The 7,313-nt window shown below is 60.0% G+C and carries 9 protein-coding genes; 4 read left to right on the top strand and 5 right to left on the bottom strand.

Translation table 11 applies throughout. The annotated features are described in order from the left end of the window. The 4 genes from H1Y01_RS08720 to H1Y01_RS08705 all read left to right on the top strand — a co-directional run. Window positions 1-952, top strand: a 952-nt coding sequence (locus H1Y01_RS08720; protein WP_180540054.1) for a UdgX family uracil-DNA binding protein, incomplete at its 5' end; no start/stop codon positions are given. Between the two features lie 13 nt (window positions 953-965). Continuing rightward, entirely contained in the window at window positions 966-1,838 is an 873-nt protein-coding gene (locus tag H1Y01_RS08715; RefSeq protein WP_180540053.1) for a hypothetical protein, read from the top strand. A gap of 62 nt (window positions 1,839-1,900) precedes the next feature. Further along, the gene (tig, locus tag H1Y01_RS08710) at window positions 1,901-3,286 is read left to right on the top strand and encodes a trigger factor (protein ID WP_180540052.1); all 1,386 of its coding nucleotides are present in this window, start codon (window positions 1,901-1,903) and stop codon (window positions 3,284-3,286) included. Between the two features lie 20 nt (window positions 3,287-3,306). Next, window positions 3,307-4,128 carry a DUF4159 domain-containing protein gene (locus tag H1Y01_RS08705; RefSeq protein ID WP_219341396.1) on the top strand — a complete coding sequence of 274 codons (822 nt, stop codon included), beginning with the start codon at window positions 3,307-3,309 and terminating at the stop codon, window positions 4,126-4,128. A gap of 48 nt (window positions 4,129-4,176) precedes the next feature. On the opposite strand, the gene H1Y01_RS08700 is transcribed toward H1Y01_RS08705, so the two are convergent. From H1Y01_RS08700 to H1Y01_RS08680, 5 genes are all read right to left on the bottom strand, one after another. Then, window positions 4,177-4,377, bottom strand: coding sequence for a hypothetical protein (locus H1Y01_RS08700; RefSeq protein WP_180540051.1), 201 nt, complete (start codon window positions 4,375-4,377; stop codon window positions 4,177-4,179). Window positions 4,378-4,385: 8 nt separating this feature from the next. After that, window positions 4,386-4,820, bottom strand: a complete 435-nt coding sequence (locus tag H1Y01_RS08695) for a hypothetical protein (RefSeq protein ID WP_180540050.1) — start codon at window positions 4,818-4,820, stop codon at window positions 4,386-4,388. Window positions 4,821-4,825: 5 nt separating this feature from the next. After that, window positions 4,826-5,401: an RNA polymerase sigma factor gene (locus tag H1Y01_RS08690; RefSeq protein ID WP_180540049.1), complete on the bottom strand. Its 576-nt coding sequence runs from the start codon at window positions 5,399-5,401 to the stop codon at window positions 4,826-4,828. A gap of 221 nt (window positions 5,402-5,622) precedes the next feature. Continuing rightward, window positions 5,623-6,585: a galactose-1-phosphate uridylyltransferase gene (gene galT, locus H1Y01_RS08685; RefSeq protein ID WP_180540048.1), complete on the bottom strand. Its 963-nt coding sequence runs from the start codon at window positions 6,583-6,585 to the stop codon at window positions 5,623-5,625. 433 nt (window positions 6,586-7,018) lie between these two features. Continuing rightward, window positions 7,019-7,243, bottom strand: coding sequence for a DUF433 domain-containing protein (locus H1Y01_RS08680; RefSeq protein WP_180540047.1), 225 nt, complete (start codon window positions 7,241-7,243; stop codon window positions 7,019-7,021). Window positions 7,244-7,313 lie beyond the last annotated feature (70 nt).

Here is a 7,313-nt window from a genome sequence, read left to right as displayed (position 1 = left end):
GTTCTTTGTGCGCCGCTTTGGCGCGATGCGATTCGCTATTCTCACGCCGGATAAGAGCGCGTTCTGGGATCTGACGAACCTCAGCTTCGGACCCGGCGTAGCTCGCAACGAATCACCCGAGGGCGATGCGCTCGAACAACTCTGGCTCGATTACTACGCGTCCATCTTCAATCCGGCCCGCGTCAAAATCAGCGCGATGAAGGCGGAAATGCCGGTGCGTCACTGGTCCACGATGCCTGAGACCACGTTGATCCCCAGCCTTGTCGCGCAAGCCGATTCCCGAGTTACGCAAATGGCCAAACAACAACCTGATTCAGCCGCACGCTTCATTCCGGCCTCGCACTCTTTCCATGTCCTGGCTGAAGCCGCGCGCGCCTGTCAGGGCTGCGATCTGTACAAACACGCCACGCAAACCGTGTTCGGCGAAGGACCGGCGCATGCTCGCGTCATCCTGGTCGGCGAACAGCCGGGCGATTCCGAAGACCTTGCAGGCAAGCCGTTCATCGGTCCCGCGGGACGCCTGCTTGATCAGGCGCTCGAAGAAGCCGGCGTCGATCGCAAGCAGGTTTACGTGACCAACGCGGTCAAGCACTTCAAGTTCGTCGAGCGCGGCAAGCGGCGCCTGCACCAGAAGCCGACCGGCATCGAGATCTCGGCGTGCCGTCCGTGGCTCGAAGCCGAGATCGGCGCGCTGCAACCCGAAGTGCTCGTCTGCCTGGGGGGCACAGCGGCGCAATCGGTGATGGGGCGCGCGGTGAAAGTCCTCACCGAACGCGGCAAACTCGTCGCGCATCACTGGGCTCGCCGGGCGCTGATCACGATTCATCCCTCGGCAATTCTGCGCGCGCCCGACGAGCAGTTACGCGCATCGCAATACCAAAGCCTGGTCGACGATCTGCGTCTGATTCCGCACGCGTTGCGCGTTGAATCGGGCTCCGGGGCGATACACTAAAGGCGGAAACAACATGCAATTCGGTCTTCTCAAGAGCTTAAAATCCGCATACTCGAGTCTGAATCCCGAGAACGTCCGGCAGCTTGCCGAGCGCCCGCTCGACATCCAACTGGTCGCCGATTCCGAAGAATCGTACTCCTACATGGAGGCGTTCTTCATCCCCGGTCGAGTATCCGCCGCGGATCGCGCCACCGGGCTCCATACGCTGACCCGCGCGACGGAAACTACCGTGAGCCCGACAGCCGATCTGGCGATTTATGAGCAGGGCGTGAGCAGCCCCCGCGGCGCTTTCACGTTTTATCTGGATAGCCCCGAGCGCACGGTCGAAGACATTCTGGAAGCTCGCCCCGATCTGGAAGTAGCGCTCGCCCGGCAGTTTCTGGCGTTCCGCCATCCCACGGTGCGTCGCATCGTCAGCCGCATTGCCCGCGAGAACGCGATGTTCACGCTGATGACGGCCATGCCGAACATCATCCCCACGATTATTGAACTGCCCTGGGCGTTCGGCGAGTATGCGACCGATTCCGCGTTCCTCACCATCAATCAGGTCCGCATGGCGTTCCTGATCGCGGCTTGCAGTGGACGCGCGGTCGGAGTCGCGGAACAAAAGGCCGAAATCCTGTCGATCGTGGGGAGCGCCTTCGGATGGCGCGCCATCGCCCGCGAGCTGGTGGGTAAGATTCCGCTCGGCGGCGGATTAATTCCGAAAGCCGCGATCGCCTGGGCCGGCACGTTCGTGGTCGGACGCGCCGTCGAACAGGTCTACCTCACGGGCGACCGGCTGAAACGCAATGAGCACCACGAGCTCTACCACCGGGCTCTCGAAAGGGGCCGCGAAGTCGCCACCCACCTCTGGGAAACGGTGCGCAAACCTTCCGCGGCATGAACGGGCAGCGCGCCCGGCTTGGTATCCTGAACAGTTACATATTCCGCTGAGGTATTCGTTTTTTGGCATTCGTTGAAGGTTGTAAGCACGCGATCGAAGTAACTATCCCCGTTGATGTCGTCAACGCCGAAACCGACAAAGTAGCGGGCGATTTCCAGAAGAAAGTGCGGCTGCCCGGCTTTCGTCCGGGGAAAGCGCCGCTCGCGATGGTGCGCAAGAATTTCGAGCCCGACATTCGGCAGAAGGTGGTCGAAGTCCTCATCCCGCGCTATCTCGATCAGCAATTTGAGCAGGATCAGCTCAAGGTTGTCAGCCGTCCGGATATCATCGACGTCCACTACACCCCCGGAGAGCCGCTCACGTTCAAGGCGGAGTTCGAAGTAGCGCCCGAGATCGAGTTAGGCGAGTACCGCGGAGTCGAAGTTCCGTATCATGAGCCGGTTGTTACCGATGCCGATATCGACAGGCGCATTGATGAGATGCGCCACGCGAAAGCCACGTTCGCCAATGTCGACCCGCGCGCTCTTACCGACGGGGATTTCGCCGTGCTTTCGCTCGAAAGTATCGCCGGGACCGCGGAGCCGGTGAAGAGCGATGAACTAACTCTGGAAATCGGCGGCGCGGACACGCTGCCCGAGTTCAGTGAAGGTCTTCGCGGCCTAAGTCCCGGAGATGAGACGGAGATCCAGGTCACTTATCCGGACGACTACGGTTCCGCCAAGCTGGCGGGTAAGGAAGTTACGTTCCGGATCACGGTGAAGGGCGTTCGCAAGAAGGAAGTCCCGGAGCTGAACGACGAATTTGCGCAGGATATGGGCGATTTCCGCGGGGTTGCCGAGCTTCGCGAGAATGTCCGAAAGCTAATCTATGCGCAGCGTGAAGTTACCGCGCAGCAAGTCGCCAAGAACGCTTTGGTAGAGAAAATCGTGGACACACATAGCTTCCCGGTTCCTCAAGCTTACGTGGATCGGCAGATAGAGGCCCGCGTGCGGGACCGCTTGCAATCGCTAGCTTCCGAGGGCGTCGATGTTAGTAAGTGGACGCCCGATTGGGATAAGATGCGCGAGGTTCACGGCGAAGCGGCGACGCGCGAAGTCAAGGCTAGTCTGCTGCTGGGTAAGATCGCCGAACGCGAGGATCTGCGGGTTACTAATGAAGAGGTCGACCGGCAGGTGGAGCAGCTCGCCCGCCGCGAGCGTGAGCCGGTGCCGCGCGTGCGCAAGCGCCTGGAAGACAACAATGGACTGAACGCGATCGCCAATCGCATCCTGACCGAGAAGACGCTGAATCTACTCTTCGAGCAAGCGCGTAAGGTCGCCGCTCCGCCGCTCGATGAAGCGACGCTCGAAGCTGCCGCCGAAATGGAGGCCGCGCCGGATCGCGAGATCGCCCCGGAGATCGAAACCAGCGAATCCGAAAGTTCGGTCGAAACGCCGGTCACGGAGTAGGACCCACTACACTGGAATCGGTGGCCCGATCGCTTACCGCCGCGGCGCTCCTTCTAGCTCTCAGCGTGTGGCTGTGCGCCGCCACGGGCCCCGCGCCGTTTCGCTCCTATCCGGGCTGGGAATACTACGATTTCCCGCTGCCGCCCGATTGGAAGCAGCCCGGCGAATGGGTGTTCGCGCGCCTCATGTATCCGTCGGTTCGCTTCAGCGACCGCCCCTACACGGACTGGCTGAAAGGCGAAGCGAACTGGACGATGGATTATCCGCGCTCGGACCGTCACCTCTCGGGCGCGATTCGGCGCCTGACCCGCATTGCGGCGCGCAGTGTCGAGCAGCCTGTAAACCTCGATGACGATGGCGATGTCTTCGATTGGCCCTGGCTCTACGGCGTCGAAGTGGGCCACTGGGACCTGACCGACGCCCAGGCCGCTAAGATGCGCGAATATCTGCTGCGCGGCGGCTTCTTCATGTGCGACGATTTCCACGGGACGACGGAATGGGAAGTCTTCACCGACGGCATGAAGAAGGTGTTCCCCGACCGGCCGATTGTCGAGATCGAGAATAAGGATGCGATCTTTCACACGGTGTACGATCTCGACGATCGCTACCAGGTTCCGGGCGAGCAGTTCGTTAAGTCGCGCAAGACTTACGAGCATAACGGCACGGTGCCCCACTGGCGCGGTATCTATGACGATAAGGGGCGCGTAATGGTCGCGATGTGCTTCAACATGGACTTAGGCGACTCGTGGGAACATGCGGATAACCCGGAGTATCCGGCGCAGTTCTCGGAGTTAGGAATACGGATCGGCGTGGATTACGTGATTTATGCGATGACGCATTAGCCGCGCGACGTGCTGATCTCGGCGCGAAGATCTGAATCAGCGCGCTATTTACAACAGCGACAGACTAATGGCGGCGAAGGCGAGACGCAGGAGTGAGCGCTGATTGAGCTGCGGGTAAGTGGAAACTAATCCCGACTCGCTGACCAGCGTGAACCTTTCAACGCGGCGCACGCCGGCTGTCGACTCGACGATGGTGGCGAAGATGCCGACGACGATCAGAACTCGAAGAACGTACTTCAATCGCGACATCGTATCGATCATTCCGGTTTAACGCGCTTGCGCTCCTGCCATTCGGCGATCTTCTCGCGGATGAAGTGACCGAGTTCGCTCACCTCTTCCGGCATCCCATGCGGACGGAACGCGCTCTTATCGAAGCGATAGTCGACGGAAAATCCGTTCCAGTTGATCTTCGATCCGGAAACTTCATCCTCGTAGTAAGCCGATAAGTCACGGCAGGCGTTTCCGAGCGTACTCCACGAGACAGTATCAGGCAGCGGGGCGAACAGGCTAGGCAAGCCGCTGGTGTCGATTGCGTGGATCCTTTCGAGAATGCGGTTATATTGCCCGATGCTATAAGCGTCCGCCTGATCGTTCGCGGCGCCTCCGTTCATGAAGTGGTTCATGCGCGCTGTGCGGGCCATGCGATGCAGCACGTTCAACAACTTTTGCATCTCTTTGTTTGCGGTAATCATTGGGTTCATACTCCTTCTCCTTTAGGTAACTTACGCTTTCGTTCGCGCAGCAGCCGCTTACCTTCAAACAGCCGCCACTTGACGGTCGATGCCGGGATTCCGGTGAATGCCGAGATCTGGCGGATGGGCATCTCATCCAGCCAGCGGAGCCGCATAGTCAAGCGCAGCCCTTCGGGGAGGCGCTCAATTCCGTCCACCACATCGGCCGCGAGATCTGCCGACGCGGACGCGCTGCGGCCTTCGCGCGCAGATGCGGCGTCGATATAGAGCAGCAGCGTGTCGTCGAACTCGACTCGCGGCATACGGCGCTCGTTACGGAGCCAGCGCAGCGCGCGGTTCCGGGTGATGGCCGAAAGCCAGGCGGCGAAGCTTTCCGGTTCGTCGAGATCGGGTAACGCTTTGAAGGCGAGTAGAAAGACATCCTGAGCTACATCCTCGGCTGCTTCCGGGCCGGCGATAGAAGCTGCAATGCGCTCCACCGCGCGGCGGTACCGCTGCGCCAACATTCCGAACGCGTCGAGGTCGCCGCAAGTGGCGGCGACTGCCAGCGCTCCGTCCGATGGCGGACTCGGTTCCTCCACACTTATATAGAGACCGGCGTTACTAGAAAGGATAGGGATGGGGAAATAAAATCCTCATTATGAGCCGCGACGGCGGCGGAGCGGTCCGCATGAGAAGCATTCGACTCGCGCGCGGTAAGAAGCATTCGAAAGTTCTTTTCCGGAGCACCAGCTCCATTGCTGTCGCGGCTCAGCAGCGCCTCCGGCGATGCCGGCGAGAGGGTGTTTTCAGAACGACGGGACTAGACGCTGGCTGTGGTGGCGGGCTCGGACTCGCGCAAGTCGGCCGCGCGCTGGTCGGCCACGGTGTCGTTCAGGAAGGTGCCCGAACCGGTTTCGACACCGGCGAGATACTTCAACTTGGTCGCACTGCGCTGCAGCGGGAGCAGCTCGATATGGAAGTGGAAGAACGCGTAATCGCCGGCCGCGGGGCGCTGGCGAACGATCATCATCAACGGGAGTTGGAAGCCGTAGAGGTTGTCGTACTTCAGACGCACGATGCGGATGATTTCGGACAGCGCATTCTTCTCAACCCCGCTGAGGTCTCGCAGCGCTTCGACGTGCCGCTTGGAGTAGATCTGGATTTCGCCGGGGAAGCGCTGCCAGTAAGGCACGAAAGCGAAGAAGTGCTCATTCTCGGCTACCCAGCGCTGGCGGGCGTCGCGTTCCACACTGAGCACAAAGCAATAAAGGCATTCGCCGGTGCGCTGATGATGGGCGCGGGCTTGGTCGTATTCGCGCTGGAGCAGCGGAGGGATGAAGGGGAACGAATAGATCTGGCCGTGGGGGTGCGGCATGGTCACGCCGATAGCTTCGCCGGTGTTTTCGAAGATAAAGACCTGCGCGACGTCGGGATCTTTCTGGAGCTCTTCGGTACGGGAAGTCCAGAGGTCGATGATCTTGCGCCAGTGGTCCGCGTGGAGTTGCGAAGGGAGCAGGGTGTGGTCGGGATGATAGATGACGACATCGCAGTATCCCTTCGCGGCGGTCTCTTTGTAGGGACCGGTTTCAGGCGAGAATGGGCCGGACTGCTGGTTGAAAGCAGCGAAGTCGTTGGGGTAGAGGAGGACGTCGTAATGATCGGGGACGTGGCCGGATCCTGGGCAGAAAGGGCACCAGTCTTTGGGAAGCTGCGGCCGGTTCTGGCGCGCTGCCGCTACGCCGACCCACTCGCCGAGGAAAGGATGCCATCGAAGTTCGCTCACAGGTTCATTCTAAGGGGACGGTGACGATCGACAGCTTCACGCCGGCGTCACAGAGGTTCTTTTTATCGCATTCCGGTGACGGACAAGATTGCTGGATTAGGAAAAATTTGCGCCGGGCTTCGGTTTTCGCGGATGTGTGTACTTTACGAATTCGATGCTCCCCGCTCTTATACCGTCGACGGCGCGAACGATTTCGCTTGGGTCTTCTTCAAGCAGCTCTAGCTTGTTAGTCCCGAGAACGACGACTGCGAGCACACGATTTCTTAGGTTTTGCTGATAAGGGATGTTTTGATCTGCTGTCACCAGGACGTCGAATCGTTCGGCCTCAGCAGCGTTCAACAGATCACCGTTCGTTAGCCGATTCCACCCTTGTTCCGCTACCGTGCGGACCTCGTGCTGTGTCAGGTATATCCGGATCCGATACGGGACGTTTTTATCGAAAAGAGCGCGCAAGGCGCCGGCTTTCGGCGAACTCTTTGACCGCGTTCACCAGGCGCAGATCGATTTGCCACGCTTCGGCTACGGCCTCGGGCGCCATTCCGTCTTCGAGGTTGTCCAGGACGGTCAGCACGGGCATGCGCGGTTCCTCCTTGAATACGGCTGCGCCATCCAGGTAGCGTTCATCAGACATCGCGAGATCGAATTCGGACCAATCCATGATGGGCCTTGACTCTCTATTCTAAGTCGATTCGGTCCGGTGGCGTAGAGTCAAAGGAGGACCGATATGA

Origin of the sequence: Nevskia soli (assembly GCF_903970205.1) — a bacterium.
Lineage (GTDB): Bacteria > Acidobacteriota > Terriglobia > Bryobacterales > Bryobacteraceae > Bog-113.
The sequence above is the reverse complement of the archived record's forward strand: the minus strand, read 5'-3'. Positions and strand labels throughout refer to the sequence as shown.